Source organism: Paenarthrobacter sp. TE4293 (genome assembly GCF_050435325.1).
Classification (GTDB): Bacteria; Actinomycetota; Actinomycetes; order Actinomycetales; family Micrococcaceae; genus Arthrobacter; species Arthrobacter nitroguajacolicus_C.
In genome coordinates, this window is the sequence record NZ_JBNJRY010000008.1 from 43,792 (window position 1) to 70,788 (window position 26,997).

The 26,997-nt window shown below is 63.6% G+C and carries 24 protein-coding genes; 12 read left to right on the forward strand and 12 right to left on the reverse strand.

Features of this window, described 5'->3' with window-relative positions:
- Nucleotides 1-55: 55 nt before the first annotated feature.
- Together QF015_RS16375 and QF015_RS16380 are read left to right on the forward strand one after the other, a co-directional pair.
- Nucleotides 56-694: a TetR family transcriptional regulator C-terminal domain-containing protein gene (locus QF015_RS16375; protein WP_310207600.1), complete on the forward strand. Its 639-nt coding sequence runs from the start codon at nt 56-58 to the stop codon at nt 692-694.
- A gap of 34 nt (nt 695-728) precedes the next feature.
- Nucleotides 729-1,013 carry a hypothetical protein gene (locus QF015_RS16380; protein ID WP_429390181.1) on the forward strand — a complete coding sequence of 95 codons (285 nt, stop codon included), beginning with the start codon at nt 729-731 and terminating at the stop codon, nt 1,011-1,013.
- Between the two features lie 63 nt (nt 1,014-1,076).
- Here the strand turns inward: QF015_RS16380 and QF015_RS16385 are convergent, their stop codons facing one another.
- The 5 genes from QF015_RS16385 to QF015_RS16405 all read right to left on the reverse strand — a co-directional run bounded on the left by QF015_RS16385 (nt 1,077) and on the right by QF015_RS16405 (nt 7,025).
- Nucleotides 1,077-1,670 carry a histidine phosphatase family protein gene (locus QF015_RS16385; protein ID WP_310207594.1) on the reverse strand — a complete coding sequence of 198 codons (594 nt, stop codon included), beginning with the start codon at nt 1,668-1,670 and terminating at the stop codon, nt 1,077-1,079.
- Nucleotides 1,671-1,751: 81 nt separating this feature from the next.
- Nucleotides 1,752-2,657: an alpha/beta fold hydrolase gene (locus tag QF015_RS16390; RefSeq protein ID WP_429390182.1), complete on the reverse strand. Its 906-nt coding sequence runs from the start codon at nt 2,655-2,657 to the stop codon at nt 1,752-1,754.
- Nucleotides 2,658-2,725: 68 nt separating this feature from the next.
- A complete protein-coding gene (locus QF015_RS16395) occupies nt 2,726-4,348 on the reverse strand; it encodes an amidohydrolase (protein WP_429390183.1) in 1,623 nt (540 codons plus the stop codon).
- On the reverse strand, nt 4,345-5,571 hold the full coding sequence (locus QF015_RS16400; protein WP_429390184.1) for a serine hydrolase domain-containing protein: 1,227 nt from the start codon (nt 5,569-5,571) through the stop codon (nt 4,345-4,347). Before QF015_RS16400 ends, QF015_RS16395 begins: the two co-directional genes overlap by 4 nt.
- Nucleotides 5,568-7,025 (reverse strand): purine-cytosine permease family protein, encoded by a 1,458-nt coding sequence (locus tag QF015_RS16405; protein WP_429390185.1) that lies wholly within the window; start codon nt 7,023-7,025, stop codon nt 5,568-5,570. The genes QF015_RS16400 and QF015_RS16405 overlap by 4 nt, the downstream gene beginning before the upstream one ends.
- 110 nt (nt 7,026-7,135) lie before the next feature.
- On the opposite strand from QF015_RS16405, the gene QF015_RS16410 reads away from it, so the two are divergent.
- Both QF015_RS16410 and QF015_RS16415 read left to right on the forward strand, forming a co-directional pair.
- The gene (locus QF015_RS16410; protein WP_310207580.1) at nt 7,136-7,777 is read left to right on the forward strand and encodes a TetR/AcrR family transcriptional regulator; all 642 of its coding nucleotides are present in this window, start codon (nt 7,136-7,138) and stop codon (nt 7,775-7,777) included.
- A gap of 209 nt (nt 7,778-7,986) precedes the next feature.
- A complete protein-coding gene (locus QF015_RS16415) occupies nt 7,987-9,375 on the forward strand; it encodes a protein kinase domain-containing protein (RefSeq protein ID WP_429390186.1) in 1,389 nt (462 codons plus the stop codon).
- A gap of 67 nt (nt 9,376-9,442) precedes the next feature.
- On the opposite strand, the gene QF015_RS16420 is transcribed toward QF015_RS16415, so the two are convergent.
- On the reverse strand, nt 9,443-10,672 hold the full coding sequence (locus tag QF015_RS16420) for a GAF domain-containing sensor histidine kinase (protein ID WP_310207574.1): 1,230 nt from the start codon (nt 10,670-10,672) through the stop codon (nt 9,443-9,445).
- Between the two features lie 79 nt (nt 10,673-10,751).
- On the opposite strand from QF015_RS16420, the gene QF015_RS16425 reads away from it, so the two are divergent.
- Entirely contained in the window at nt 10,752-12,158 is a 1,407-nt protein-coding gene (locus QF015_RS16425; protein WP_310207571.1) for an MFS transporter, read from the forward strand.
- 131 nt (nt 12,159-12,289) lie between these two features.
- Nucleotides 12,290-12,667, forward strand: coding sequence for an STAS/SEC14 domain-containing protein (locus tag QF015_RS16430; protein ID WP_310207568.1), 378 nt, complete (start codon nt 12,290-12,292; stop codon nt 12,665-12,667).
- Between the two features lie 114 nt (nt 12,668-12,781).
- Here QF015_RS16430 and QF015_RS16435 read toward each other — a convergent pair whose 3' ends face one another.
- The 5 genes from QF015_RS16435 to QF015_RS16455 form a co-directional block, all read right to left on the reverse strand.
- On the reverse strand, nt 12,782-13,786 hold the full coding sequence (locus QF015_RS16435; RefSeq protein WP_310207565.1) for a hydroxyacid dehydrogenase: 1,005 nt from the start codon (nt 13,784-13,786) through the stop codon (nt 12,782-12,784).
- Nucleotides 13,783-14,694, reverse strand: coding sequence for a carbohydrate ABC transporter permease (locus tag QF015_RS16440; RefSeq protein WP_429390187.1), 912 nt, complete (start codon nt 14,692-14,694; stop codon nt 13,783-13,785). Before QF015_RS16440 ends, QF015_RS16435 begins: the two co-directional genes overlap by 4 nt.
- A complete protein-coding gene (locus tag QF015_RS16445; protein WP_310207559.1) occupies nt 14,691-15,656 on the reverse strand; it encodes a carbohydrate ABC transporter permease in 966 nt (321 codons plus the stop codon). The genes QF015_RS16440 and QF015_RS16445 overlap by 4 nt, the downstream gene beginning before the upstream one ends.
- A 57-nt stretch (nt 15,657-15,713) precedes the next feature.
- Nucleotides 15,714-17,027, reverse strand: a complete 1,314-nt coding sequence (locus tag QF015_RS16450) for an ABC transporter substrate-binding protein (protein ID WP_310207556.1) — start codon at nt 17,025-17,027, stop codon at nt 15,714-15,716.
- A gap of 128 nt (nt 17,028-17,155) precedes the next feature.
- Nucleotides 17,156-18,259 carry a substrate-binding domain-containing protein gene (locus QF015_RS16455; RefSeq protein WP_429390188.1) on the reverse strand — a complete coding sequence of 368 codons (1,104 nt, stop codon included), beginning with the start codon at nt 18,257-18,259 and terminating at the stop codon, nt 17,156-17,158.
- A 730-nt stretch (nt 18,260-18,989) separates the two neighbouring features.
- Between QF015_RS16455 and QF015_RS16460 the strand changes: the two genes are divergently transcribed.
- Together QF015_RS16460 and QF015_RS16465 are read left to right on the forward strand one after the other, a co-directional pair.
- Nucleotides 18,990-20,792: a polysaccharide lyase family 8 super-sandwich domain-containing protein gene (locus QF015_RS16460; protein WP_429390189.1), complete on the forward strand. Its 1,803-nt coding sequence runs from the start codon at nt 18,990-18,992 to the stop codon at nt 20,790-20,792.
- Entirely contained in the window at nt 20,741-21,664 is a 924-nt protein-coding gene (locus QF015_RS16465) for a polysaccharide lyase beta-sandwich domain-containing protein (RefSeq protein ID WP_429390190.1), read from the forward strand. The genes QF015_RS16460 and QF015_RS16465 overlap by 52 nt, the downstream gene beginning before the upstream one ends.
- Before the next feature lie 81 nt (nt 21,665-21,745).
- Here QF015_RS16465 and QF015_RS16470 read toward each other — a convergent pair whose 3' ends face one another.
- Nucleotides 21,746-22,510, reverse strand: a complete 765-nt coding sequence (locus QF015_RS16470) for a heparin lyase I family protein (RefSeq protein ID WP_429390191.1) — start codon at nt 22,508-22,510, stop codon at nt 21,746-21,748.
- 356 nt (nt 22,511-22,866) lie between these two features.
- Here QF015_RS16470 and QF015_RS16475 point away from each other — a divergent pair, with 356 nt between their 5' ends.
- From QF015_RS16475 to QF015_RS16490, 4 genes are all read left to right on the forward strand, one after another.
- Entirely contained in the window at nt 22,867-24,771 is a 1,905-nt protein-coding gene (locus QF015_RS16475; protein WP_429390192.1) for a DUF2264 domain-containing protein, read from the forward strand.
- 121 nt (nt 24,772-24,892) lie between these two features.
- Entirely contained in the window at nt 24,893-25,087 is a 195-nt protein-coding gene (locus QF015_RS16480) for a hypothetical protein (protein WP_429390193.1), read from the forward strand.
- A gap of 121 nt (nt 25,088-25,208) precedes the next feature.
- Complete coding sequence (locus QF015_RS16485) at nt 25,209-26,009, forward strand: DUF1206 domain-containing protein (RefSeq protein ID WP_429390194.1); 801 nt, start codon at nt 25,209-25,211, stop codon at nt 26,007-26,009.
- Between the two features lie 60 nt (nt 26,010-26,069).
- On the forward strand, nt 26,070-26,996 hold the full coding sequence (locus tag QF015_RS16490) for an SDR family oxidoreductase (protein ID WP_310207542.1): 927 nt from the start codon (nt 26,070-26,072) through the stop codon (nt 26,994-26,996).
- Nucleotide 26,997 lies beyond the last annotated feature (1 nt).

Sequence of the window (26,997 nt, forward strand, 5' to 3'; positions counted from 1 at the left end):
ACCCGTCTAGAGTCAATGTCAACAGAAATCTTCGGGAGTCCACGGGGGAGCGGCAGTGGCAAGGGTCGACAAGAAGGAAATCCGGCGACAAGAGATCGTGGCTGCAGCCCAGGCTGTGGCTGCGCGTGACGGCGCCGAGGGGGCCACGCTGCGGGCCATCGCCGCCGAAGCCGGCATGGCAGCCAACGCTGTGCTCTACTACTTCGGCAGCCACGCCGAGATCATCGCCGCCGCCGTCCGCGCATCCTCGGCAAGGTTCCTCGAAAAGCTCGCAGAAGCGGTTGATCCGGAGATGGGCCCCACAGCCAGGCTTGCCGCCGTCATCGGTGCGGGTACCACCGCAGGACTCGACGACGACGTCTCCCGCATCCTCTACGAGTACTGGCCCCACATGCTGCGTGACCCGGAACAGCGCCGGATCCAGGAAGAGCTCACCGGCGCCCAGGAACGCGTCTACCGTGACATCATCGACGCCGGAACCCGTTCGGGCGAGTTTTCGCCCCTTTTGGACCCGGCCAAGATTGCCCGGACGCTGGTCGCCCAGGAAGACGGCCTGGTGATGGACGTGTTGGCTGGCAGCGCCGGCAGCGAGTATGTACTGGAGCTGATGGGCAGTCTCGCGGCCGCCCTTCTAGGCCTGCCGGCGGAGGCGTTGCTGGAGCACATGGGCGCCCGGTCGGCACCGGCCACGTAACAGCGAACGGTGATTCCGGCGTTAGGCTGCTGCCATGGAGAAGTCATTCGATATTGAATCGGTCAATCAGAACGAATACTTGGTGCGCTGGGCCTCGGAGGGCCAAACCGGGGAATCCCTGGTCCACACCAACCCGGAGTTCCTTGCCGAGGTGGGCTTGGACGCGTTCGATGAGCAGCTCATTGTTGAAGAAACCACGACGTACCTGGCTGAACACCAGCCCGTGATCGACTTCCCCCAGACGGTGGACCTGGAAGAAATTGCTGCCGCCTACACGGACTATGCGGAACAGCTGAAGGCGCGCCTCGAAGCCAGGTAGATCGGGCTGCCCGGAGCCCCCGACAGTGCTGGCCCCTGTCCAACCCTGCCCGCCGGCGTAACGTCAGGCGTCGATATCGGCCGAGACGCGCTCGCCGTTGAAGTACTCCAGCTGCCAGCCGTCGGTCACGTGGTGATGGGCCAGATTGAGCACCGCATTCTGGACGCTGTCCAGGGTGCGGCCGATGGCGCGGCTGAGGGTCAGCCGGATCAACGTGCCATGCGCGACCACCAGGACGCGCTTGCCCGCGAACTCTTCGGCGAGCTCTTCCAAAGCCGCGATGCCACGGTCAGCGGCAGCTTCGTCGCTTTCACCGCCGCGGAAACCGCCCGGGATGCGCAGGGCCTCCAGCTCGGGGCCGGCCTGCAATCCTTCGGCGGGACCGAAGCTGCGTTCGGTGAGCTCGGGAACCAGCCGCGCAACCTTCAGGCCGAGCCCTTCTGCGATGATCTCAGCAGTTTCGGCGGCGCGGCCCAGCGGCGAGGACACCACGGTGTCCCATTGCTGATCCGAAAGGAAAGCGACGGCTTCGCGCGCCTGGTCGCGGCCGACGTCGTTCAGCGGAATGTCCGTGGAACCCTGCAACCGGCGCTCCGCGTTCCAATCGGTTTGGCCATGGCGGACGAGGGCGAAAGTTGTGAGGGTCATGCCTTCCATTGTGCCCTGCGTACCTGCGGGACCGCAGTTCCGTACGTCACGTAAGGAAGCGCACGACGGCGGGAGGTCGCCGTCGGACGTTCAGCGCAGCCGCAATTCGTCCACCAGTTCCTGAACGACCGCGGGTTGCTCAGCGATCGCGAAGTGGCCGCAGCGCCGCACTGTCACTGTCCGGATCCGGGATACGACGGAAGCCAGTTGATCGAGGTCGGACTGGGGCGTGAACGCGTCGTTGGCCCCTCGGATGGCAAGGACATGGCACCTGATCCTGTCCCACTGGGCAAAGTTGTAGCGGGCAATGGCCCGCGCTGCGGCACAGAAAGCCACAGGCCGGGCATCCCTTCCCAGCCCGCGAATCACTTCCGCCGGCACGGAACCCGTGTCCGAGAAAAGGGGCGACAGCAGCAGCCGCATCAGCGGGGTGGTGCCGACACCCCGGATCAGGGCCAGGCCCCAGGCTCCGAGGGCTGCCATGGCACGCATGAGCAGGAGCATCCCGACAAACCATGGCAGCGACGTGAGTCCCCGCCTCGGTTGCCGGGCCGATTCCGCTACCCCGAAGGCTGTGGGTGATATCGCCCCAACGCTGAGTGTCCGTTCGGGCCAGGCGGCAGCAAGATGCAGGGCAATGACGCCGCCCATGGAGTGGCCCACCAGGTTCCACCTGCCATACCCAAGGTCATCCAAAACCTCGACGACGGCACCCGCCATGGCCTCGACAGTGGCGGTTGCAATCCGCGCACCTTCAGTGGAATCGCCCCAGCCGGGCAGGTCCAGGAGGACTTGGTCGCGTTCAGGGGAGCCCGGGAGCAGCGGTTGGAACGTTGTCCACGATCCGGCCGCTCCATGAAGGTACACATCGGCGAGGGTTCCGTGCTCCTCCGGGGCTCTCTGGATGCGGACAGCGCACGGGCCCAGCTCCGTGGTGATCACCTCGCGCCGCAGCCCGGCGCCGGCCGATAGGGCTGTTTCCTGCAGAACGTCCATGGGTAAACCGCTGCTCCTCACCTTGTGACACTGATTCGGAGCAGCGGCCGTTGTGGATCGGTTGTGCTCTAGGCGGTTGCCGGGTTTTCGTAGACCGTACGCCCGCCGACCACTGTCCGCGCGACCTTCGCTTCCAGAAGGACGCGCGGGTTCTCGTTGGCGAAAACATCGGTGTCCAGGACCGCGAAGTCTGCGTACAGTCCGGCAGCCAGCCGGCCGAGGTGGTTCTCTGCCCCGCATGTCCACGCCGAGTCGCGGGTGGCGTGCTCGATCGATTCGGCCAACGGCAGGGCGAACTCCGGCACGTTGGTTCCGGCGGACTCGTCCAGGGCCGAGGCCCGGGTGGTGGCCACATACATGTTGGGCAGCGGGGCGTGCGGGGACGTGGGGGAGTCCGTGCCGAAAGCGAGGCGGCCCCCGGCGTCGGTGATCCACGGCCAGGCGAATCCCCGCTCCACACGGTCGTCGCCCAGCTTCGCACACCAGTTCTCGCTGATGGCAGGATCGGCGTGGACCGGCTGCATGCTGGCCGTGATCCCCAGGGCGGCGAGGCGGTCGACGTCGGCCCGGTCCACCAACTCCAGATGCTCAATCCGGTGACGGCGTTCGCGGGGGCCGTTCTGCGCCACGGCGTGTTCCACGGCGCCGATCGCGATCCGTACCGACTCGTCTCCAATGGCGTGCATGGCAACCTTCAACCCGGCGGCGTCCGCCGCGGCAACCACCGGCGCGAGTTCCCCAAGGGTCCAGATCGGTTCGGCATTCGAGCCGTCGGCGTAGGGCATTCCGAGCGTGGCGGTGCAACCGTCGATGGTGCCGTCAATGATCACCTTGATGCCCACCACCCGCAGGAACGGCGATTCCTGCTCGACGGCGAGCGCGGCCGCCCGCTGGACCTGGGCGATGTTTTCCTCGGGCGATCCGCTGTTGTTCACCCGCCAGTAGGCGATGAGCCGGCTGGTCAGCGTCCCGTCCTTGTCAGCCCGTTTGAAGGCCTCGAGGTCGGTCTCGTTGAAGCCCATGTCGCAGGCGGTGGTCACGCCGGTCTCGCGGTAGGCCTGCTGGACTGCGGCGATACTGGACATGTGCTCGTTCTCGCTTACCTGGGAGTCCAGGAAGGGGAGCACCATGTCGTAAAAGGCGTTCTCGTCGATGTAGCCGGTGGCGTGCCCTTGGGAATCGCGTTTAATGGTGCCGCCGTGCGGATTCTCCGTGTGGTCGTCGATCCCGAGTTCAGCGAGCGCCGCGGAGTTCACCCACACCGAGTGGAAGTCGTAGGCAAAGGCATAGACGGGCTTGTCCTGGACCGCGGCGTCCAGCATCCCAGCGTCCGGAACACCGCCGGGAATTGCTCCGTGGAGCCAGCCGGTGGCCAGGATCCGGTCAGCGTCCGGGCGCTCGGTGTCCCGCGCCTGGATGCGTTGCTGGATCTCCTCCACGGACTTGGCGCCCCACAGGCTGACCTGTCCCAGGGCCTCTCCGGTGCCGACCACGTGCGCGTGGCCGTCGACGAAACCCGGGACCACCAAGCGGCCCCCGAGATCGACCCGCTCGGCATCCGGGCGGAGGCGCTCGGCGGTGGCGGCGTCACCGACGTAGAGGATGCGTTCGCCCTGGACGAGGAGGGCCTCGGCCCAGCGGCGGGTATCGGCAGTGAAGATGCGGGCATTGGTGTAGAGCTGGGTGGTCACGCTGCGGTTTCCTTGCTTTCTGGTCCTGTGGTGTTGGCGTCGTTCAGGTCGTTGGAATTCAGGGCATTGGAGTCCATGGCGCGGCTGATGTCGAGGAGTAGCTCATTCTGAAGCGCGTGCAGGTGTTCGCTGTCCGGCTCCGGCCAGGTGGACATCTTCACGATCACAGTATCGGTGCCCGGATCGATCCAGAGGTATTGGCCGTAGATTCCTACGCCAGTGACGTTGCCGCGCTCGTTGCCGGTGCACCACCACTGCCGCGTGTAGGAACCACGAGGGTGAATGGCGGTGAAGGACGAGTCAGCCATGGCTTCGCGGTCCCCGCCGTTGAGGATGCTGCGGACCCACTCCGCGGACACCACCCTCCCGCCTGGACCTTCGCCGTCGTCGAGCATCAACCGCCCTACCCGCGCGAGGTCGCGGGCGGTGCAGGAGACGCCACCGTTGGCGAAGCCGAAACCGGCGGAATCCACGGTGATGGTGGCGTCCTGGTCTGCGTCGAGCTTGGACCACAGGTAAGTGGACAGTGCCTCGGAGTACCGCAGCCCCGTGACCCGCTCGATGACCCAGGCCAGGACGTCGGTGTTGGCCGAACAATACTGGAAGTTGCCCGGCGTCCCGTTGCCGGTGAGCGTGGTGAGGAAGGCGTAGGTGTCTTCGGGGTCACCGGGGCGGCGGGTACGCCACCCGGCGGAGCGGTCGTGGGTCTGCACCTCGGAGGCCGGGTCCATGTAGTCCTCGCTGTAATCGAGGTGGATGGCCATGTCGAGCACGTGCTGGATGGTGGGTCCGTCGTAAGCAGAGCCGGTAAGTTCGGGGACGTAGTCCACCACGCGGGCGGACGGGACGATCCCGCCGGCATCAATCAAGGCCCCCACCACGAGCCCGCACATCGACTTCGAAATACTCATCACGAGGTGGCGGTCATCGCTGGCGAAACCGGGGCGGTAGTACTCCGCGATGACCTTGTTCCGGTGCAGGACCAGGAAGGCGTCGGTGTAGGTCTCTTCCAGCCGGCGCCGCAGGCCCGGGAGCGCCACAGCGTCCAAGCTGTCTGAAGCCAGGGTGGCCGGCAAACGGCGGGAGATGGACGCCGTCGGGATCATTTCGCCGAGGTGCGCGAACGTCCAGCGGTTGTGCGGCCCCTCCTGCCAGGTGTCCAGGGTTGGTTGATCGGCCGCGCCCGGGTAGCGGGCGGGGTGGTGTCCGGTGTCGACGGTCATGCGGTTGCTCCTTGGATGGCGGGTGTGTTGCGGGGGCTGCGGCGCAAGGCCGGGCACAGCGCGATGTACACCCCGGCGGTGACGATCATGGATACAGGGACGGAGAGGTCCAGAAGGCCCATGGCTGCCGACATGGGGCCGGTCCACACGGCGTTGGTGAGGAAGAGCGAGGCCACGGCCGCGCCGAGGACAACGGCGAGCAAACCGGGGATGTGCCAGCCCCCGCTGTACCAGAACGGGCTGCCGGGCTTCTCGTTGAAGAGGTCCCCACCGCTGTAGCGGTTACGGCGGAGGATGACGTCCACAGCGAAGATCGTCATGGTGGGACCGGAGATCAGGACCAGCAACTGCAGCATCAGGTTGACGGCGTCGAGGAGGCTGGTGGACATCACGAGGTAGATGGTCAGGGCGGTGCCGATCGCTCCGACCACCACTGCGGACGGGATGCGGCGGATCGGGACTCCGATGGATTGAAAAGCCATGCTCGCCGTGTACGTGGTCATGCCATTGAGCGCAATGGTGTTGATGATGACGCCGACTACGAAGATCGGTCCCAGCCAGGCCGGGAGCAGGGCGAGGAGGGCCGATTCGATGCCGAGGTCCATGGCCGCTGCGCTGATGCCGGTGGCCAGCAGTGCGCCTACGGCCGTAAAGAACATGCAGGGCAAAGCGCCGCCGAAGGCCGTGGCCGCGACGATGTGCGACCGTTTGGTGGTCTCCGGGAGGTAGCGGGCCAAGTCCGGACTGTTTGAGTAGGACAGGGGTGTGGAGGCCAGGATCGCGAATCCGATGGTGACGGCGGACCACAACGGTGCGCCTTCCAACGGCGCGGGGGCAGAGTATCCCCACTGCACGTGGGGGAGGACGAATGCCGTGACCAGCAGGAAGATGCCCAGGAGCACCGAGGCCACCACGGGGTAGCTCCGGAGGATCAGGCTGTGGCCGAACACTGCCACCAACACGGTGACTGCGGCCACGACGATGGTGACGAGCACTGGAGCCAGGACGGGATCCGTGAAGCCAAGCTGCGCCAGGAGCTCGGCACCCATGAACGAGGACGCGAGCCAGTTCAGGGCCAGGAACACTGCTGAAATGAACCAGCCGAAGAAAGCCACGATAACCCTGTTGCCACGGATGCCGTAGATGGCGCGGGTGATGACGGAGCCGGATGTCCCTGCCGCCGGGCCGCTGGTGGCCACGACGCCGGTGAGAATCCAGGGGAGGCTCCCGGCCACGATGACCAGGAGGGCCTGCCACAGCTCCAGTCCGAGCAGGATCAAGGAGGCGCCTACGGTGAAGTTCAGGACACTGACGTTGGGGGCTGCCCATACGGGGAAGAGGTCGCGGGCTCGGCCGTGTCTCTCTGAGGCTTCGATGACTTCGATGCCACGGGTTTCGGGGTGGGCAAGGGGTTCGGGGTAACTGACCGGATCGGTCGTGTGGGGCTGGGACAACGCTGTTCCTCTCGGGCAAGGTCCGGTTCGCAACGCTGGAAACCGGCCTGGGGCGCTATTGGTCATGCGACCAACGTGCTATTGGTCACTAATCCAATAGACTGATGGGCATGGTGTCAAGCCCCACATCGCAGCGCGTCCGAAAATTACCTGACGAACGCCGCGCCGAGATCCTTTCCGAGGCCGCCTCCATCGCCTTGAACGAGGGGCTGGAGCGGATAACCCTCCGCGCGATCGCAGACCGCCTGGGTGTTCGGCCGGGCCTGATCAGCCACTACTACCCCGCTGCCGAGGACCTGGTGGTCGCCGCCTTTGTCCGTGCCGTTTCGGAAGAGCGGGAAGAGCTTTTTCCCGACGCCGGAACACCCCTCCTGCGGATGGCGCACCTGGTGTCACGCATCGAGGGCAACGGCGCCTACGAATTGACCCGGTTGTGGCTCAACGCCAGGCATCTTTGCCGCTTCACGCCGGCCTTGACGGATGCGCTGCTCGCACAGGAACACCTGGACCGCACCCGGCTCACCGCCCTCATTGAGGACGGGGTGGCGTCAGGCGACTTCGCCGTGGATGACCCGTTCGCGGCCTGCATCCGGATCTGGGTGGCAATCGATGGCGTGGGTTCCTATGTCAACAACGCCGGTTCCTTTGATTATGAAGCGTTCACGCGGTTCGTCACCGACGTCGCGGAATGGTCGCTGGGCGTGCCCGCGGGCACGCTTCGCGCGGAAGTGGATCGCTTGGGAAAGGCCTGAGCCATAACGCCTGGCGAGACGCCCGTATTGTTCTTTCCCTCACTTAATCAGTATCCTGATGACTTATCTGGTGAAACCGGATGATGCTGTTTGGGCTGGATTGCCCAGGCCGCTGAGGCTGAAGCAGGCGGCCACGCGGCTATCGTGAAGTTTGATTGACGGCATTGCTGGGTATCACCGAACAGCGTTTGGGTTCGTAGCTTCCAGGTATGCCTGAAGGACGTGACATTTTCGTGGGCAACAATGACGAGGCCGTGGACTCACGGGTCCCCGATTCCATCGACGACACACTTGACGGCCGCTACCAGTTGGGACCTGTCCTGGGCAGGGGCGCCATGTCTGCGGTCTACCGGGCGACTGATCTGTTGCTCGGCCGCGACGTCGCCATCAAAATCTTCCTGCCCGGCTCCGGTGACGACTCGTTCCGGGCCCGCCAGAAAAATGAAATGCGGCTCCTGGCAGCCTTCGACCACCCAGGGCTGGTGGCGGCGCTGGATGCCGGTGTTGACACGCGGAACGACGAAGAGCGTGCGTATCTGGTCATGGAACTTGCCGAAGGCCGGGACCTGCGTGCGGTGCTGACGGAGGGGCCACTCACCATTCCCGAGACCGCGCGCATCGGGATCCGGCTGGCCGGGGCACTGTCCCAGGTTCACGCCCACGGCGTCATCCACCGTGACATCAAGCCGGCCAACATCCTGGTATCCGACGACGACGGGCTGGGCCAGTCTGTGAAGCTGGCGGACTTCGGCGTAGCACTGGTGATGGACGACAACCGCCTCACGGCGACCGGATTCACTGTGGGAACGGCTCAATACCTCAGCCCGGAGCAGGCGCAAGGCCTCGCCCTGACTCCCGCGAGCGACATCTATTCGCTGGGCCTCGTGCTCCTCGAATGCCTCACAGGCAGGGCGGAATACCCGGGGACCCCCATCGAAACGGCATCAGCGCGTCTCCACCGGGCACCGCAGATTCCCGTGGAGTTGCCCGCGCCGTTGCGCTCCCTCCTGGAAGCCATGACGGACATGGATCCCCAAAAGCGTCCTGCCGCGCACGACGTCGAAAAGTCGCTTGCCGAAGAAGGTATCCAGTCCGGACGCAGGACCGCGGTGCTGCCGCCGGTGCCTTCGCGGACCCCGCTTCGGGCAGCTACCCGGAAGCAGGCGACCGTCACCAGCATCCGGACCTTCACCAAACGTCGTCCCAAGACAGTCCGGGGCGTCGCGGCAGCAGCAGTGACTATCCCGCTCGCGCTGCTGATCTTCTCGCAGGGCATCAATCCGACAGGCAACAACACGGCGGATCCGTCACAGCCTGCTGACTCCGGCATATCGCAGGCCGAACCGCAGCCCAGCGTGCCTGACGTCCCGGCTGCGCCCGTTGGGCCTGCGCCCGCCGAGGCCGTGCCTGCTGAAGTGGTCAACCTCCCGGAGACGACGCAACCAGAGCAACTTCCGGCCCCTGCCGTCCAACCGCCCGCCATTCAAGCGCCCGTCGTGGAAGCACCTGTGACCGGCAAGGATGTCGCCGACAAAAAGGGCGACGGCAAAACTGACAAAAAGCCCGCGAAAGACCGGCATAACGAAGCCGGTAAGTAGCCACCGGACGGTGACAAACGCACGACGGCGACCTGCCGCCGTCGTGCCTTAACCAGCGGAAAGTGCCTCAGCTGCCGGAAGGAAAGCTGACGGCCACAGTGGTTCCGCCGCCGGGGGTTTCCGCGAGAGTCAGGTCACCGCCGTGTGCCTTGGCGATGCTGCTGCACGTGGCCAGTCCGAGCCCCGAGCCCGGACCGTCGCCCTGCCGGCGCAAACGCACCAGGGGCTCCAGGACCTTGGCACGGTCTTGCGGATTGATGCCTTTGCCGTTGTCGGCCACGAAAAGGGTGGCCCCGTGGTAATTGGAAGCACCGCCGACGCGGATATGGAGGTCGCGCTCGGGACTGCGGTAGTTCATGGCGTTGGAGAGGAGGTTCTGCAGCAATGTGCGAAGTTGGCCGCGGTCCGCGTAAAGGCTGAGATCCTCAACCTCAACAATCCCGTGGTTCTCGATGCCCAAATCACGGGTTACTTCTTCGGTGACCTCTCGCAAGGAAACGTGGCCCGGCTGGATTCCACCACCTACGCGGGAGTAGCTGAGGACATCTTCCAACATGCCGAGCATCCGACGTCCGCTGGCACCGATGCGGTCCAGGTACCGCGCCGCGGTGCTGTCGGGTTCCACGTCCGGATCATCCTCCACCAACTCCACGTAACCGAGGATGGTGGTCAGCGGGATGCGGAGATCGTGGCTGACCCGGCCCGCGAACCCGGCGAGTTTGGCGTTGCTGTCCTTGAGTTCGGCGTAGGTGCGGTCCAGCTGGACCGTCCGGTGCTGCAGTTCCAGCAGTTCCACCACCTGCTTGGCCAGGACCTCCAGCATACTGACCTGCTCGGGACGCAACTCCTTGGTCTGGTCAGAGAAAACACACAACGTTCCGGGGACGAATCCTGAGTCCGTCTGCAGGGGAACGGACGCGTAAAAGCGGACCTTGCCGATCTCGCCGGTGACAAACGGATTGTCCGCGAAGCGGGGATCCCGGGAGGCATCTGCCACCACGGTCCGCTCCCTGGAGAGGAAGACCTTGGCGCACATGGAGTCCTCGCGCGAGCACACCCCGGGATCCACGCCCCAGGCGCCGATCTGGTGCTGGTACTCGGCGCTGATGATGTTGACCACGCCAAACGGAGCGCCGCACAGTTCCGTTGCAAGCCGTACGAGGTTTTGCAGTGCACTCATGACGGCGGCATTGGGCAGGAGCGTCGAATCCACCGCAGGGTCGAGGCCGTATTCCTGGAGTTCCAAGTCCCGGTCGGCGTCCTTCGTGAAGGACAGTTGCCCCTGAATTTCTGTCATAGAAAACAATCCCCCAAGAGTTTAGTGAATTCCCTGCCGATACTACCGGCAGGTTGGGCCCGGTGGTTTACTGGATCGCATGACCGAGCAGGAACCGGCATCCGCCGCGTCTACTGACACCGTCGACCTATCCGTTCGTACACCCGCGCAAAGATCCCGGACTTTCACCGGGATCCTGGTAAATACTGCGCTGGCCAACATCACCACGAGCTATCTCTGGTTCGCCCTGACGTTCTGGGTGTACCTGGAGACCCGCAACGTGATCGCCACAGGCGTCATCGGTGGCGCGTACATGCTGTTGATCGCGCTTTCCAGCATCAGCTTCGGCACGTTCGTGGACCGTTACCGCAAACTGGCCGTCATGCGGTTCGCTGCCGCGTTCACCCTGGTGATGTTCGTCCTGTCTGGGGTCATGTTCCTGCTGACACCAGAGGAAGCGTTGCTGGACTTGACCCAGCCCTGGTTCTGGATCTTCACCATGATCATCCTGATCGGCGCAGTGGTGGAGAATATGCGCAACATCGCGCTTTCAACCACGGTGACCATCCTGATCGAACCCGATCGCCGGGCCAACGCCAACGGGCTGGTGGGCATGGTGCAGGGACTCACGTTCATTGTGACCTCGGTGCTCTCCGGATTGTCGGTGGGGCTGCTGGGCATGGGCTGGACCGTGGTTGTCGCCTTGGCACTCACGGCCTTGGCTTTCATGCACCTGCTCACGCTGCGGATGCCCGAGGAACTGCGGGCCGCGGCCTCCGACGCGGAGGGCGGTTTCGACCTGCGTGGCTCCTGGGCTGCCGTCATGGCAATTTCCGGGCTGTTCGCGCTGATTCTCTTCTCCACGTTCAACAACTTCATCGGTGGCGTCTACATGGCGCTGATGGACCCCTACGGCCTGGAAATGTTCTCGGTGGAGATGTGGGGGACCGTCTTCGCCGTGGGAGCCACGGGGTTTGTGCTGGGGGGCGCCCTGATCGGCAAATTCGGGCTCGGATCCAACCCGTTGCGGACCATGCTGATAGCGGTGGGCGTAATGGGTGTCATCGGCGCAGTGTTCACGCTCCGGGAATGGGCCTGGCTCTACATCGTGGGAATCTGGCTCTACATGGCGCTGGTTCCCGTGGTGGAAGCGGCTGAACAGACCGTCATCCAGAAGGTGGTTCCCTTGCCCCGCCAAGGACGGGTGTTTGGCTTCGCCATGGCATTCGAGTCCGCGGCTGCACCCATCACAGCATTCCTCATCGCCCCGATCGCCCAGTTCTGGATCATCCCGTACGCCCGTTCAGCCGAGGGCGCAGCCCAGCTCCAACCGCTGCTGGGCGAAGGCGTTTCCCGCGGCATCGCCCTGGTGTTCCTGGCGGCCGGTCTCATCATGATCGTGGTGGCGCTCCTGGCCTTCCTGACCCCGGTCTACCGGCGGGTCTCGGCCAGCTACGCTCAAACGGCGGCGGAGGAATCCGAGAACGCGGACTCTTCAGCCGGCTGAGCCCGTGAAGAACGGGCAACGCCCTACCCAAAGATCACTCTTTTCGGATGAGAGGGGATGATTGTCCTTGAGTGCAGGGTTGAGTCAGGCCGTGGCAGCCGGGGCAAACCGGCAGAGAGGGAGGGACGTCGATGACGCAGAAGGACCCCTGCGATTACGGCATCGGCTTCGAACCCGATGACGTCATGTTCCTTGCATGGAAACCCGGAGTCCGCATCGAGGCCGCCAACGCCCGCGCGGCCGTGGAGGCCGTCAATGAACTCGCCGCGGGCAGCCGGTACCCCCTTTTGGTGACGATGGCAGACACCGCCCACCTCAGCCGCGCAGCCCGCGACGTTTTCGTTAAACCCTGCGCGGCCTCAAGGATTGCCTTGCTGGGAAACAATCCGGTGGACCGCATGCTCGCCGACTACCAATTGGCCGTCCAGGAGCCTCCGTGCCCCACCCGCTTCTTCACTTCCCATACGGAAGCGCTCTCCTGGCTCCGGGAAACCTCCGAGGGGTCATAAGGCGCAGCGCCAAGCCAAGAAGGACGCGCGCTAAGCCGGCCGCCAGCAAAAGCGGCAAACGCACGACGGCGGGAGGCCGCCGTCGTGCGCTGTTTCGGTTGCGCTGTGGTGCGGTCAGGCTGTGAACGCCAGGTCTTCCAGCCTCACCGGGAACCGCAGCGGTTCGCCGCGGGACAGCCGCAACGCCTCATCTACTGCGCTGGCTGCCATGCGCTCCAATTCGTTGCCCAATGAACCCGCCACGTGCGGCGTGAGCAGCACGTTCGGGTGCGTGTAGAAGGGGGAACCCGCGGGCAGTACCCATGGGGTGGTCACGTCCAGGACCGCGTAAAGGTCGCCGCGTTCCACCCGCACAAGCAACGCGTCCTGGTCCACCAGTTCGCCGCGCGAGGTGTTGATGAACGTAGTGCCGGGCCGCATCTTGTCGATCAGTCCGGCGTCGATGAGGTTCTTGGTGGACGGCAACGACGGCGCGTGGAGGCTGACAACGTCGCTGCCCGCCACCAGTTCCTCCAAACACACGAGCCTGACGCCGAGGACAGCCGCTTCGTCGGGGGAGAGGTAAGGATCGGCCACCACTACCTCCAGCTCGTAAGGAGCCAGCAGCCTGATCACGTGCCGGCCGATCTTTGAGGCCCCAATGATGCCCACGCGCTTCCGGTAATTGCCCATGTCCGGGAAGAGTTGCTCCGCCAGGACATCGGTCCGGGTAGTGTGCAGGGCGCGGGCGATCTGAAGGACGCGCTTGTTGGCGAGGATGATCATGGCAACGGTGTACTCGGCCACGGGAATGGCATTGGCATCCGCGGCGGAGCTGATCTGAATGCCGCGCTCCCAGCAGGCGTCGCCGATGTGGTGCTTAACGCTGCCGGCCGCGTGCAGGACATACCGGAGCCGGGGTGCGGCGTCGAGGACTGCGTGGTCGATCACCGGACACCCCCAGCCGGTCAGGAGGATGTCGGCCTCCGCCAGCAAGGAGCGGCCTTCCGGGGACGTGAAGTCCTGGATGGGATCGCGGCTCAACAGCGTCAGGGCGGGTTCCAGGGGATCCAGGCTCCTCGCCGGGAACACCGCCCGCGCCGTATGGGCAGGCATGGCCAAAGCAACATTCAGGCTCACTTAACGCTCCCTGCGGTGAGGCCGGACTTCCAGAACCGTTGCAGCATGATGAACGCGAGCAGCAACGGAATGATGGAGAGCAGCGAGCCCGTAATGACCATGGGCGTGAATTCGGGCTGGGGGATGGAATAGCCCTGCCAGATGGAGATGCCGACGCTGACGGGCAGCAGCTTCTGGTCCTGGAGCATCACCAGCGGGAGCATGAAGTTGTTCCAGACGCCCACGAACTGGAAGAGGGCGATGGTGATGTAGCCGGGCATCATCATCGGCAGGCCCAGGGAAAAGAAGGACCGGATGGGTCCGGCGCCGTCAACGCGGGCAGCTTCAAGGGTCTCGGCCGGGACGTAAGCCGCCGAGTACACCCGGGCCAGGTACACGCCGAAAGGGTTGCACAACACCGGAATGAGGATGGCCCAGACGGTGTTGGTGATGCCGAAAACGGAGGCCAACAGGTACATGGGCAGCACGGTGGCGGTGTTGGGAATCAAGACGCCCACCAGGACGATTCCGAAGAACGAATCCTTCCCGCGGAACTGGAATTTGTCGAACGCGTAACCGGCCATGACGGAGATGAGGCCGCCGAGGATTGCTCCGAAGGCGGCGTAGAACATCGAGTTGGCCATCCACCGGAGGAACAAGCCGCCATCCTGGTTCAGGACCGCCATGACGTTCTCAAAGAAGGCTGGCTCGCCAAAAGCGTACGCAGCGGTTCCGTAGAGATCCGAGGTGTTTTTGGTGGAAGCGAAGAACAACCACACCACGGGAAGGACCATGTACGCGCAGCCCAGGATGAGCAGGGCGTTCACGGTGAAGGTGCTGCCGAAGCCCCCGCTGCGGGCGCGCCTGCGCTTTCCGGCTGACAGCGCGGGAGAGATGGTCCGGGTACGGGGAATCGTCGAGGTGCTCATGCTTTGTTCCTTGAGCTGAAGCGGGTCACGGCCCAGGACAGAACGGCAGCCATGAGCGCAATGATGATGGAGGCAGCCGCGGCCTGGTTGAGGTTGTGCCGGTTGAATGCGGCGTCATAAGCCCACATGTTCGGCACCCAGGTGCTGGTCACTGACGCCGTGGCTTTGGAGATGATGTTCGGTTCGGTGAAGAGCTGGAGCGTGCCGATCACGGTGAAGAGCATGATGACGCTCAGCGCCGGGAGGATGAGGGGCAGTTTGATGCTGATGGCTGCACGGATTTCGCCGGCACCGTCGACGCGGGCAGCTTCCAGGATTTCCCTGGGAACGGCCTGCAAAGCGGTGAACAGGACAATCACGTTGTAGCCCGTCCACTCCCAGACGGCGATGTTCACGATGGACGGCAGGATCATCTGGTTGTCCAGGAAGTTCAGGGATATTCCGCCTGTTTCCAGGACCGAGACAATGGGGCTGACGCCGGGCGTGTAGAGATAGGCCCAGATGAGCGCGGCAATGACGCCGGGCACCGCATGCGGGAGGAAGACCAGGAGCTGGAAGAGCTTCCGTGCCCGCGCCACAGCTGCATCAAGCAGCAACGCAAACGCAAGGGCGCCGCCCACCATGAAGGGGATGTAGAGCAGGCAGTAGAGCGCCAGGCGCCCTATACCGCCCACGAAACTCTCGGATTGCAGGACCTGCAGGTAGTTTTCCAAGCCGACGAACGCGGTCTTGGCCTCGCCAAAGCCCAATCCGGACTTTTGCTGGGCGAAGAAGCTCAGCACGATCGCGTAGATGACAGGTGCAACCATGGCGATGGCGAAAATCGTGAAGAACGGGGTCAGGAAGAGTGCGGCCGTGCGGCCGCCGGTTCCTGACATGGCGCGGGACGTGCCGCGGGTCCGGGTGTTCGGTTGGACGGCGGTGGGTTGTTTGGCTGGTGTGGATGGTGTTTGGGTGGCCATGATTAATCTCCTCGCTGGCTGGGCGGCCCGCTGAAACGGACCGCCCAGCCGTGCGGGCTACTCCTTGACGGAGAGGCCGTTCTGCTTGAGTCCGGCGACCGTGGCGCTCTGGGCCGTGTCGATGGCTTCCAGAACCTTGCCGCCGCTGGTCAGTTTTCCGTAGGCGTCCTTGAGCGCGGTGTTGGTGATGTCCCAGTTGGGACCCCACTGCCAGCCGGGCGTGATGCTGGAGTACGCCTTGTCAAAGACCGAGTAGATGTCGTTGCCGAAGTAGCTGGTATCGAAGGCCTGTTGCGCCACGGGGGTCAGGCCCGGGAAGGCAAGGAAGGCAGAACCGGTGTTTCCACGGGCCTTAATGGCATCCGGGCTGGTGGCAAGGAACTCGATGAACTTTGCCGCCGCAGCCGGGTTCTTGCTGCTCTTGGTGATGTTGAAGCTGGAGCCGCCGTAGAACGCGTCCGCCGGTGTGCCCCAGTTGGGTACCTCGGCAGCGATCCACTGACCCTTTTGGCCGCTGGCTTCCGTCCGCGTCCGGATGCCGGTTGCGCTCCAGTTGGCACCAAGGACACCGACGACGGCGCCACTGGCCAGATCTGCGGACCATTCGTCACTGAAGGACTGCTGGACTTTGACGATCTTCTGGTCGATCAACTTCTGCCAGTAGGTGGCAACCTTCTTGGTGGCTTCGTCGTTGACGCCGACTTTCCAGCTGTCACCTTCGGTACCGAACCATTTGGCACCGGCCTGCCAGGACAGAGCGGCCGTGAGTGCGGCTTCATTCGGGTTGAAGCTGGCAAGATGTGCTTCCGGGGCAACGGCCTTGAGCTTCTTGCCGGCCTCTTCGAATTCTTCCCAGGTCTTGGGAGTGGAGACGCCGGCCTTGTCCAGCATGTCCTTGCGGTACCACATGATCATTGGCGCGGCATCGTAAGGAAGGGCGTACGTGTGGTCGCCGAACTGCACCAGGGCCTTGGTCTCGTCCGAAAGCTTGTCTACGGTTTCGGCCTGGTTAATGAATCCGTCCAGTGGCTGCAGTTGGCCGTTGCTGACGAACTGCGGCAACTGGGGGTATTCAATGGTGGCAACATCCGGGCCGTTTCCTGCGGTGATGGCAGTGGAGAGCTTGGCGTAGCCGCCGGCGCCACCGTTGGGGATGGTTTCGAAGGTGACCTTGATCTTGTCCTGGCTGGCGTTGAAGGCCGCAGCGACCTTGTCCATGCCGGGCATGGACGACCAGAAGGTGATGGCACCCGTGGGGTCTTCGGTGGCGGTGGGGGTCGGTGTGGCGGCGGGGGTGCTGCCACAGCCGGTGATGAGTGCAGCACTGGCCATGAGGCTGACTGCTCCAAGCAGAAGCTGGCGACGCTTCATTCTGTTCTCCTTTGAAGTTCACGATGCGAAGTCGTGGTGTGCTCTGGGGGCACCTGATGACTACGCACTATGAAATCCACAAAAGTGAACATCCTCAATAAAATGAACAGAAGTAAACAGGTAAGGAGCTACTCCTGCGTGGAGTCCCGCACCACCAATGCCGGGGACAGGTTCACCCGTTGAAGCGCGGACGTGCTGCCCCGGCGCGCCCCGATCCGGCTGAGGCACATCACCAAAGCCTGGTGGCCGACGTCGTATTTGGGCGGTGCCACGGCGGTGAGCGGAACAGCTCCCAGCGCAGCGATCTCGTCGTCGTAGGAGAGGATCGCGAAGTCCTCCGGCACGCGGATCTGCCGCTCCAGGCAGGCGCTCACGAACTGGAGGGCATCCTCATCGGTGTGGACAACCACCGCCGTCACCGCACTTGAGGCGCACCAATCCAGGATTCCATCCACCAGCTCACGATGGGCCTGCGGGTTGTTCTGGGCGCGGGACATGGCGCGCACCATCGAGTCATCCCGGGCATGCCCGGCGCGCTGCATGGCGAGGTGGAAACCATCGATGAGCTGCGGGGCGGTGGGGCTGTTCTCACGCAGGCAAATAGCGATTTTCCGGTGCCCGAGACCCAGCAGATGGTTCACTGCGATCTCCGAGCCGCGGACATGGTCGCTGCGCACGGCTTCCAGGCGGCCATGGTCCAGGGCATCGTCGATGGACCGCTCCACCACGACCACCGGCACTTTCGCCTCGGCGAGCAGGTCCAGTGTTTCAGTGCCCGCCAAGGACTGCGCGCTGGGCGTGATCAGGATTCCGTCCACCCCGTGTTCGTAGAGCCGGCGCAGTTGCCGCCGCTCTTCCTCGTCGGAATAGTTGGACACACCCAACACCAGCCGGACCCCGGCCTCTTTCGCAGCGGCTTCGGCGCCGCGGATGACGCCCGGGAAATAGTACGACGCCGACGGTACGATCATCCCGATGGTGGCCAAGGGCCGCCTCCCACCAGGACGCCAGGAGGTGGAGGGCTGCGTCGCGGGTCCTGTCGACGGCTTGCCGCCCACCGGGATGGCACCGCCGTGCACCCGTTCCAGGAGGCCTTGCTCAGCGAGCGCAGCGAGATCACGCCGTACCGTCATCCCCGAGGTGCCCAGTTTTGCCGCGAATTCGCTGGCATTGAGCGAGCCATGGAGAGCGAGCTCCCTCAGGATGAGCTGTTGACGATCCTCGGTCAGCATGCGGGTCTCCATCAACTAAGTTCATTTGTGTTCATTTTGTTCACTATGAACCAGACTAGTCTGTTGGGTGCCGCTTGAACATCGGCAGCGCACGGATCCATGCGCCACGGCTTGCCAGGGTCCGCCAGCCCTGTGTGCGTTGGCGTACGCGGCGAAGTGGGTTGCATTGACCAGGCTCCCTCGGTTCTGAAAATTCAACCAGACTTTCTGGGTGCTGCTGCATCTGTTCCCTCGTATCGATCCACCTACACGTTGGGCTGGTAGGGAACCTGATGATGGACGTGTGGTCGAAGACCTGCGAGCTGACTCGTCCACCGCGGATCCAGGACGTGCTTTATCGGCGTCAGCCGCGGGTCGGGGGTGCCTTGAGCAGCCGTTGCACCCGCACTCGCCTGTAAAGCGGGTTGCAACGCGGGAAGGCCAATGGCCGCTGCAGCGGATGCAGCGGAAGTCAAGAATGTTCGACGCTCCATATTTTTGGGCAAGAGTCTTCTCCTATTCACATTTGGAGGGATGGGCCGGAGAAGTGGCTCGCTCTGAGCGAAGCGTGAGGGAATCAGCTCGCTGAAGACCGCCAACGCGCCGTCCTGCAGCCCAGCTCTCCCCAACTAAACACTGTTCGCTTTTGTTTCCTTTATTCCAAAGCTCCCGGTCACCTTCTTAGCATCGGAGCAGTCAGTCGGCTTGTGTCCGTCATTTGGCCCTGCCGTCGTTTAGAAAGGAATACGCGATGACGATTATTAATCGTCGCACCGTGCTGAAATCTGCGTTTCTGGCCGGTGCCCTGACTTCGATCCACCTCGGCACAACTTCCCCTGCACGTGCTGCCAGTGATGAGGCATTTGAGATTGCGCGGCAACAATGGCGTTCCTATCTGATAGGAGCAAACCTCGACACGACAGATCCTGTTATGGCGTCAAAGCTGGACGCTGTGGCTGCCACGGCACGTTCGGCTATGGCTGGTTTCGTCAGCGCTGGGCCCCGCATAGGTCTCTGGTCCGATCTCCCCTTAAGCGCCCGTCAAACGAACGCCGACTCTGCTCGGGTCAGTACGACGGCGCGGAGGCTGCGTTCGATAGCCCTCGCGTGGGCTGCCGGATGCCTGGGAACGGACGCGGACCGAGCCCTGCACATTGTTAGCGGTGGAGTCGCATGGCTGGTCAGCGATGTGTTCTCACCCTCGGGGGTCAGATTCGGGAATTGGTTCGACTGGGATGTGAACCTTCCCCAGCTCCTCAATGACACGTTGGTGCTGACCTACGGTGCACTTGATCCTGCTTTGGTACAGTCTGTGGTTGCGGCCGAGCGGCACTTCACCCCCTCGATACCCCAGACGGGTACCCAAGCCGCCGCTGCGAATCGCGTTCTGTTCTGTGATTGTTTCTCGGGCCGTGCGATCCTGAGCGGAAACGTGGAGGAAGCCGTGTCGGCCACGGCCAACCTTGTTCCTGTGTTGGCCTACGCTCAGCCCTACGGAGGGCCGGTTGGCCTTATCGACGGAGACAAAGACGAAGCTGCTTTCTTCAGCAACGACGGATTTTACCCCGACGGTTCTTTCATTCAACATGGCCAGTTCCCCTATGTTGGTGGCTACGGCGCTTCTTTCCTCAGCTCCATCACTGCCATTTCGGCGCGAACCACGGGAACGTCGTGGAGTCCCGACGTCAGTATCGTGGAGAAGTGGATCACGGACTCTTTCGAACCATGGCTGTGGCGTGGCCTAGTCATGGACACGGTCCGGGGGAGGCAGTTGGCTACTGTTGCCGGTGGCCAATCCACGGGTGTGGCGTTCATCGGAGGAATGCTCAATCTCCTTCCCAGCGTCAGCGCTGGCTCCCGCGCGTATCTGGAAACGGTCATCAAAGCTGAACTGGGTTATCGCGGTGCCCAACCCACGGAAGGGCTGGGGCTGAGGGAATCTGCTGCGGCCTTGAGTATCCTTCGTAACCCAGGCACGAGAGCCAGGTCCGCTCCGGCGTTCACCCGTGTCTTTGGTCCCATGGACAGAGTGCTGCACCGCCGGCCGGAATGGGCCGTCGCTTTCGCCATGCACTCGCTCCGAATGGCGGACTACGAAACTGGCAGTAACGAAAACCTGCGCGGCTGGTACACCTCGGATGCGGCCACTTATCTCTATACATCGGACCGCGAACAGTACGACGACGGGTATTGGTGCACCGTAGATCCGTACCACCTTCCCGGCACTACCGTAGACTCAGTTCCGCTGGCTGCCACAGCCGTACCTTGGCGTGCGGAGTACCACAACCCCAGTCTGTTCGCCGGAGGCCTCACGGCCGGAACCTGGGGATCGGCGGCCATCGACCTGAAAGCCAAAGCGCCATCGAGCATGCACGGACGCTTCTCCCGGTTCTTGTTTGATGACTTTTACCTGTGCCTGGGTGCCGGGATCTCGGTCGCGGCGGATCGGAGGGCAGAAACAACCGTGGAGAACCGCCGGGTACCTCCACCGCAAGTGGGCCTTTGGTTGTTGACGGATTGCCGGGGCCTGCGGCAGGTCAGAGCCGCACCATAACCGGCGCACAGTGGGCACATATCGGCGGCGTCGCGGGTTATGTCCTGTTGGACGCCCCGGACCTTGTGGCCAAGCGGGAGCTTCGCACCGGGAAACTTTCGGACATCAGTGGGACGGTGACAGGGACCACGGCCAGTGACCTGCGAACCGGAGACTACCTCACGTTGATCCTGCAGCACGGCCAGGGTGCTGCATCCAGCTCCTATGCATACGCTGTCCTGCCAGGTTCTGACCAGGCCGCAACCAAACAATATGCTGCCCGGCCCCAGGCGCGGGTGATACGGAATACGTCCGCTGTGCAGGCGGTGCGGCATGAGCGCGCCGGACGTTTTTCCGCGGCCTTCTTCGAACCTGGCGTGGCTTCCGTCGTAGGGGTCAATGCGGCCTGCATCGTGGCTATTGAGGAAGGGGCGGATGGGATCGCTGTACATGTCAGCGATCCCACGCAGGTCTTGGCTACCATCCAGGTTCAGCTGCATGCGCGGACGTCGGGCTTTTCCCAGGGTAACTCCCGGGTTTCCAGTGAAGCTCGAGACGGGCTTACAGTCCTCACCGTGGACGTTTCCGGGCTTCAAGGATCCACCGTTACCACGGTGCTGAAGTGGCAGCCCCCAACAGCCTCTGACTTGACCGGAATGACTGGCAGGGTGGCTGGCAAGTATGTCGGCGGCCCTACTGCGGCGTCCCTCCATGGGAAGGCCGGGCGGTTCGCTGGGGCACTGAACAGCCAACGGATCTCCGCTGCCCTCTCAGCTCTCGATGCCTACCAGGTTGAACTCGATACTTGGCTCCGTCAGCATCCCGATGCTGACGCTTCTGTGTGGGAGCTCGCGGATTTGGCATCGCGTTTGGTGGTCCACACCTCAGCCTGACGCTCCGCGTCACACCCGTGTCCAAGCGGCAGAAAGGCCGCGACACTTCGAAGCTGAAGTGTCGCGGCCGATTTTCAGCGCCTAGTCCACGTCGGCATAGGTGGTACCCACGCGGAGACTATCCACGCGGTTTACGATCTGGTCGGTCACATTGTCCCTGTCATACACGCCCCACTTGGGCTCATTGGCACTGTCCCAGGTGCGTCCGACAAAACGCTGTTGACCGTTGCTGAACGTTTGCTTCACTCCGTCGAACCACAGCTCTATCCAGCCATCGGTGGCCGATGTGGAGGTATGGATTCCCAAGGCAAATTTGTGCCAGTCGAAGGCGGCTATTGGTTTCGACCATATCTGCTGCCACGTCCCGCCAGGAGCAACATAATGAAGCCGGACGTTGCCGTTGGCTACTGTCATCAACACCGGGTAATTTTGATCGGCATCTGGATAGGATTTCCACTGGAATACAACAAAATCACCACCGCCCGGCAGGCTTACCTGATCGAGTTTGCTTTCCCATCCAAGGTAATAGGTGGAGTTCTCCACGAAAGTGTACGGGTTTGCTCCTACCCTGATGCCTCTTCCTTCGCATCGCCACTCCGTGCTGCCCTTCGCGAAGCGGAAGACCGTGCCATGCCCATCCGTCTGAGTAGGCGTGGTCAGCGTTCCAGGGTCTTCACATTCCGTGCCACGGAAGACCCCAGTTCCTTGTGAGGCATCACCGTCCCAGATGGTGGCAGCGCTTGCGGGTGATACCAAGGACAAGCTGAACGCCCCGGCAAGTACAAATGCAGCGAGGTGGCGTTTGTGATGCCTGCGCTTTGGGTGAATTTTACTGTCGTTATCCATGAGAGCCCTTTCTGGTCCCAAAATAAGCGTGAATCTAATGCGTCGCTTTTCGTTCTTTCCTATCAATTGGCCATCAAGAGAAAAAGCGAATAAACATAAATGAACAAGCAGTTACCGGCCAGCACCCTGCTGTTCAAGAGTCAGGGATGCAGTTTTCCGGTCGCCGATAACGGTGGCCGCTGACAAGATGAAGAACTCCACGGGTCACCGCGACGCGTGGGGCTACGCAGGAGACCGGGGCAACCCGGTGGAACTGCGGACCTTGATCCACGCAAGTGTTCAGTCTTGTTCACGTCGTTCCCTGCCGCGGGGGAGGCGCCTAATGTGGTGAGGCTGGAACTACCCGCAGGAGACTCATGGCCACCGGCTTCACCATGCCCGCACCGGATTACGACCGCAGCCCCATCACCGGCTGGACGCGGGAGCACTGGGTCGCCTTCGCGGATCAGCAGCTCCTCGCGGTGCGCCCGCTGTTTTCCCCAGACAAGGCGGCCATCCGGCTGGGCGGCCGCCCGTCGTCGTCGGGCGCTGTGTCCGACGGATTGGAGGGCTTCGCGCGGACGTTCCTGTTGGCAGCTTTCCGCGTGGCGGGGGAGAAGGGCAGTGATCCCCACCGGCACCTGGACCTTTACCGTGAGGGTCTCATTGCGGGGACCCGGAAGAATGGTGCGGAGCCGTGGCTGCCCATCACCGACCGCTCGCAGCCCATGGTGGAGGCGGCCTCGATCGTCCTCGGACTCCAGCTCACCAAACCCTGGCTGTGGGAGACGCTGTGTGCCGATGAACAGTCGGCAGTGGCCTCCTGGCTGCAGGGTTCCTCACACAGCACCTGCGTGGACAACAACTGGGTGCTCTTCCAAGTGATGATCGCCGAATTCCTTGCCGGCGCCGGGTTCGAGTTCAACGCGGACCACATCAAGCACGGCTTGGGCAGGATCGAGGACTGGTACGCCGGCGGGGGCTGGTACAGGGACGGAGACAACGGCGGCACCGGCGATTTCTTCGACTACTACTGCGGCTGGGCCATGCACCTCTACCCCATCCTGTGGGCCGAATTTGCGGCAAGCCGGCACCCGAAAGCCGACGACAAGCTGGAGGTCTACCGGCAACGGCTCAGCACCTTCCTGGAGGACCACATCAGGTTCTTCGGCGCCAACGGCGCCCCCGTCTTCCAAGGCCGCTCCCTGATTTACCGGTACGCCGCAGTCGCGCCCCTCTTCATGGGCGAGGCGATCTGCGCCACGCCGCTGTCCCCGGGCCAGACCCGCCGGATCGCCAGTGGCGCCGCAAAGTACTTCCTCGACGGCGGCGCGTACGACGACGGCCTGCCGTCGCTTGGATGGTTCGGCGCTTTCGAACCGATGACCCAGGAATACTCCGGCCCCGCCTCGCCGTACTGGACCTCCAAGGCATTTGTCGGGCTGCTCCTGCCCGCGGACCACCCGGTGTGGACCGCGGTAGAGGAGTCATCGCCCCTGGAAACTGCGGACAGCGTGCAGCACGCGCAGGCACCCAACTACCTGCTTCACTCCACCGCCGGTGACGGGATCGCGCGCCTCCTCAACCACGGCAGTGACAAGTACTATGCACCTGGCCCGGACGATCCCTTGTACCGCCGCCTCGCGTATTCAAGCCACACGGCGCCGCTGTTCTCCCGGCACCCCATCGACAACCACTTCGCCATAGTCAACGACGACGGGACGCCGAGTCGTCGCGCAAGGATCCACCGACTCGCCGCGGGACCGGGCCAAGCCGCCAGTTGGCACGCCCCTGTGTGGAACTGCTCCGACGACCCCGCCGATTCACCCTGGCAGGTTGCGACGGGGACTGCCTCGGCCGGAGGGTACGAACTGCGGGTGCACGCCGTGGTGGCACCGTCCGGCGCCGGGCTCACCGTCCGGGACGGAGGTTACGCGCTCGCCGGCGCCCGCACTGTGCAAGATCGCGACGGTGTCCTCAGCAACGGCATGCTCCACACGGCGATCTGGCCTCTCTCCGGCTACGCGGGCAAGGGGGTCCACCGGACGGAAGGCGAGTCACCCCTCGGCCCCTTTGCTGCCTGCGGCTATCTGGAAGGCCGGCTTTCCGGGCGCCGCAGTTGCTTCGCGTCCCTGGTGTACCTCGGCGGTGAGGTGCCCGCCTGGGTTCCTCCCGCCGTCGGGCCTTCCGAGGACTTTTCCCTGCTCGACGACGGTACCCAGGTCACTGCCCGCCTGGACTTAGGTCTGGGACAGGTGCTGGAGGTGCTGCTCGCCCTTTGAAAGCGTCGGCTGGAATCTTGAGCGAATCTTGAGATGACCCGGCGCCCTTCTTGAGGACTCCAACCGATGGTTGAAACATCAGCCAAACTGCTGATGTGAGCCTCCAGGAAGGACCACCGACATGACTGACCAGATCTCCACCCAGGCCTCGAGCGCCACCGCTGCCCGCGACGCGATGTCCAGCACCACGGAAGCCGTCCGCCATGCCGGGGATGTTCTTGGCCAAACGCGTGTCGTGGTAGCCGTCCGCGAGCAGTTCAACCCCCTCGGTGTGGGGCTCCGCAGTATCTGGCCCCAGTCGGTCGTCGGGTTCTAGGAACCGCGCAGCTGTGAATCGGGCAGGCACCTCTCTCAAAGCGGGAGGTACCCTGCCCGGCGTCATTTAAGGGACGATGGGTGGAGCTCAACAAATAAGGAGGCTTGCCATCAAGGAAGAGATGAGGAAAGCCGCTGATGTGGCCGAGGAAGCGTCGAATTCGCAAACCTTTGCCGCAGTTGCCCGTGCCGGGTATGTAGTCAGCGGAGTCCTTCACGTGCTCATCGGCGTCATCGCCTTTCAACTGGCTTTCGGCAGTACCGGCGAGGCCGATGTCAGCGGGGCAGTGACGTCCCTGGCCAGCCAACCGCTCGGGCCCCTGCTGCTCTGGGCAAGCTTCACAGCCTGCGCCGCGCTTGCCCTCTGGCAACTGGGAAACGCCATCCTTGGCCACAGGTCCTCGGACAACAAAATCACCAAGAGGCTTTCCGCCATAGGACAGGCGATAGTGTTCGCGGCGCTGGCCACCACCATCGTCTCCTTCATCGCAGGCAAAGGCCAGAACAGCCGGGAGTCCTCCAGCGACTTCACGGTGACCCTCCTCAAGGCGCCGTTCGGCGTGTTTCTGTTGGTCGCCGTCGGTGCCGGCATAGCGATCACGGGAATCGTCTTCGCGGTCAGGGGCTTCCGGCAAACGTTCACCAAGGACCTCTCGCTGTCCTCCAATCCGTCGGTGCGCAGGTTCCAACTCGGGCTGGGCGTGGTGGGGTACATCGCCAAGGGCATCGCACTCTTCCTGGTGGGCCTTTTGGTGGTTGTTGCAGCGGTGCGTGCCCAGCCTGAGCAGTCAACCGGGCTCGACGGCGGTTTGAAGGCCCTCAGGGAACAGCCGTACGGGGTCTACCTGTTGGCTGCTGTGGCAGTTGGACTGATCGCCTACGGCCTTTTCCTGATGGTCAAGGCCCGGACCCTGCGCACATAGATCTCCCGTGACGTAGTCCTCCAGCGATTGGAAAGCGCTTTATGTGGGTAAGGGAGAACCATGACCCACCATGACCTCAATGACTCCGGCCAGCCGCAGAACCGACTCACCTCCGCGCCCTCAGACCCCCGGCGGGGATACCACTCCGGTACGTTCCCGCAACAGGAACAGGAGCAGCCGGGACTGACCCGGCCCCTGGATCCCCAGCCCGACCATGGCGAGAAAAGCTACGTGGGGCATGGCCGCTTGCAGGGCAAGACGGCACTCATCACTGGTGGAGATTCCGGCATCGGCGCCGCCGTGGCGATCGCCTATGCCCGCGAAGGTGCCAACGTAGCCATCAGTTACCTGCCGGAGGAAGAAGAAGACGCACAGTCGACGGCGGAATGGATCCGTGAGTGCGGGGCGAAGGTGCTCCTCTTGCCGGGAGACGCCCGGGACGAAGCCTTCGCCTCGGAGATCGTGGAGCGGACTGTCCAGGAACTCGGCGGCCTCAACGTCGTGGTGCTGAACGCCGCATACCAAAAGAACCGTGAAGGCCTGGAAACCATCCCCACGGAGGAGTTCGACCGCGTCTTCAAGACCAACCTGTACTCGCTCATATGGACCGCCCAAGCAGCCATTCCCCATCTCCGGCCGGGAGCATCGATCATCGTTACCGCCTCCATCCAGGCGTTCAACCCGTCCGCGCAACTGGTGGACTACGCCATGACCAAAGCGGCGCAGGTGGCCTTCACCAAGGCCATGGCCGAGGAGCTGGGACCCAAGGGCATCAGGGTTAACGCCGTGGCTCCCGGACCTATCTGGACTCCGCTGATTCCGGCTACGGAATGGCCGGACAAGCTTCCAACGTTCGGGCAGGATACGCCGTTGGGCAGGGCGGGGCAGCCGGCGGAGCTGGCTCCGGCGTATGTGTTGCTCGCATCGGATGAAGGTTCCTACATCTCCGGAGCCGTGCTGCCCGTTACGGGTGGCAAGGGACTGTGAA

Excerpts from the sequence above, each read along its gene's own strand:
- QF015_RS16380 (WP_429390181.1), top strand. The coding sequence starts at position 729 with ATGGAGAAGTCATTCGATATTGAATCGGTCAATCAGAACGAATACTTG.
- QF015_RS16385 (WP_310207594.1), bottom strand. The coding sequence starts at position 1,670 with ATGGAAGGCATGACCCTCACAACTTTCGCCCTCGTCCGCCATGGCCAA.
- QF015_RS16390 (WP_429390182.1), bottom strand. The coding sequence starts at position 2,657 with ATGGACGTTCTGCAGGAAACAGCCCTATCGGCCGGCGCCGGGCTGCGG.
- QF015_RS16400 (WP_429390184.1), bottom strand. The coding sequence starts at position 5,571 with ATGACCGTCGACACCGGACACCACCCCGCCCGCTACCCGGGCGCGGCC.
- QF015_RS16410 (WP_310207580.1), top strand. The coding sequence starts at position 7,136 with ATGGTGTCAAGCCCCACATCGCAGCGCGTCCGAAAATTACCTGACGAA.
- QF015_RS16415 (WP_429390186.1), top strand. The coding sequence starts at position 7,987 with ATGCCTGAAGGACGTGACATTTTCGTGGGCAACAATGACGAGGCCGTG.
- QF015_RS16420 (WP_310207574.1), bottom strand. The coding sequence starts at position 10,672 with ATGACAGAAATTCAGGGGCAACTGTCCTTCACGAAGGACGCCGACCGG.
- QF015_RS16425 (WP_310207571.1), top strand. The coding sequence starts at position 10,752 with ATGACCGAGCAGGAACCGGCATCCGCCGCGTCTACTGACACCGTCGAC.
- QF015_RS16430 (WP_310207568.1), top strand. The coding sequence starts at position 12,290 with ATGACGCAGAAGGACCCCTGCGATTACGGCATCGGCTTCGAACCCGAT.
- QF015_RS16440 (WP_429390187.1), bottom strand. The coding sequence starts at position 14,694 with ATGAGCACCTCGACGATTCCCCGTACCCGGACCATCTCTCCCGCGCTG.
- QF015_RS16445 (WP_310207559.1), bottom strand. The coding sequence starts at position 15,656 with ATGGCCACCCAAACACCATCCACACCAGCCAAACAACCCACCGCCGTC.
- QF015_RS16450 (WP_310207556.1), bottom strand. The coding sequence starts at position 17,027 with ATGAAGCGTCGCCAGCTTCTGCTTGGAGCAGTCAGCCTCATGGCCAGT.
- QF015_RS16455 (WP_429390188.1), bottom strand. The coding sequence starts at position 18,259 with ATGCTGACCGAGGATCGTCAACAGCTCATCCTGAGGGAGCTCGCTCTC.
- QF015_RS16460 (WP_429390189.1), top strand. The coding sequence starts at position 18,990 with ATGACGATTATTAATCGTCGCACCGTGCTGAAATCTGCGTTTCTGGCC.
- QF015_RS16470 (WP_429390191.1), bottom strand. The coding sequence starts at position 22,510 with ATGGATAACGACAGTAAAATTCACCCAAAGCGCAGGCATCACAAACGC.
- QF015_RS16475 (WP_429390192.1), top strand. The coding sequence starts at position 22,867 with ATGGCCACCGGCTTCACCATGCCCGCACCGGATTACGACCGCAGCCCC.
- QF015_RS16480 (WP_429390193.1), top strand. The coding sequence starts at position 24,893 with ATGACTGACCAGATCTCCACCCAGGCCTCGAGCGCCACCGCTGCCCGC.
- QF015_RS16485 (WP_429390194.1), top strand. The coding sequence starts at position 25,209 with ATGAGGAAAGCCGCTGATGTGGCCGAGGAAGCGTCGAATTCGCAAACC.
- QF015_RS16490 (WP_310207542.1), top strand. The coding sequence starts at position 26,070 with ATGACCCACCATGACCTCAATGACTCCGGCCAGCCGCAGAACCGACTC.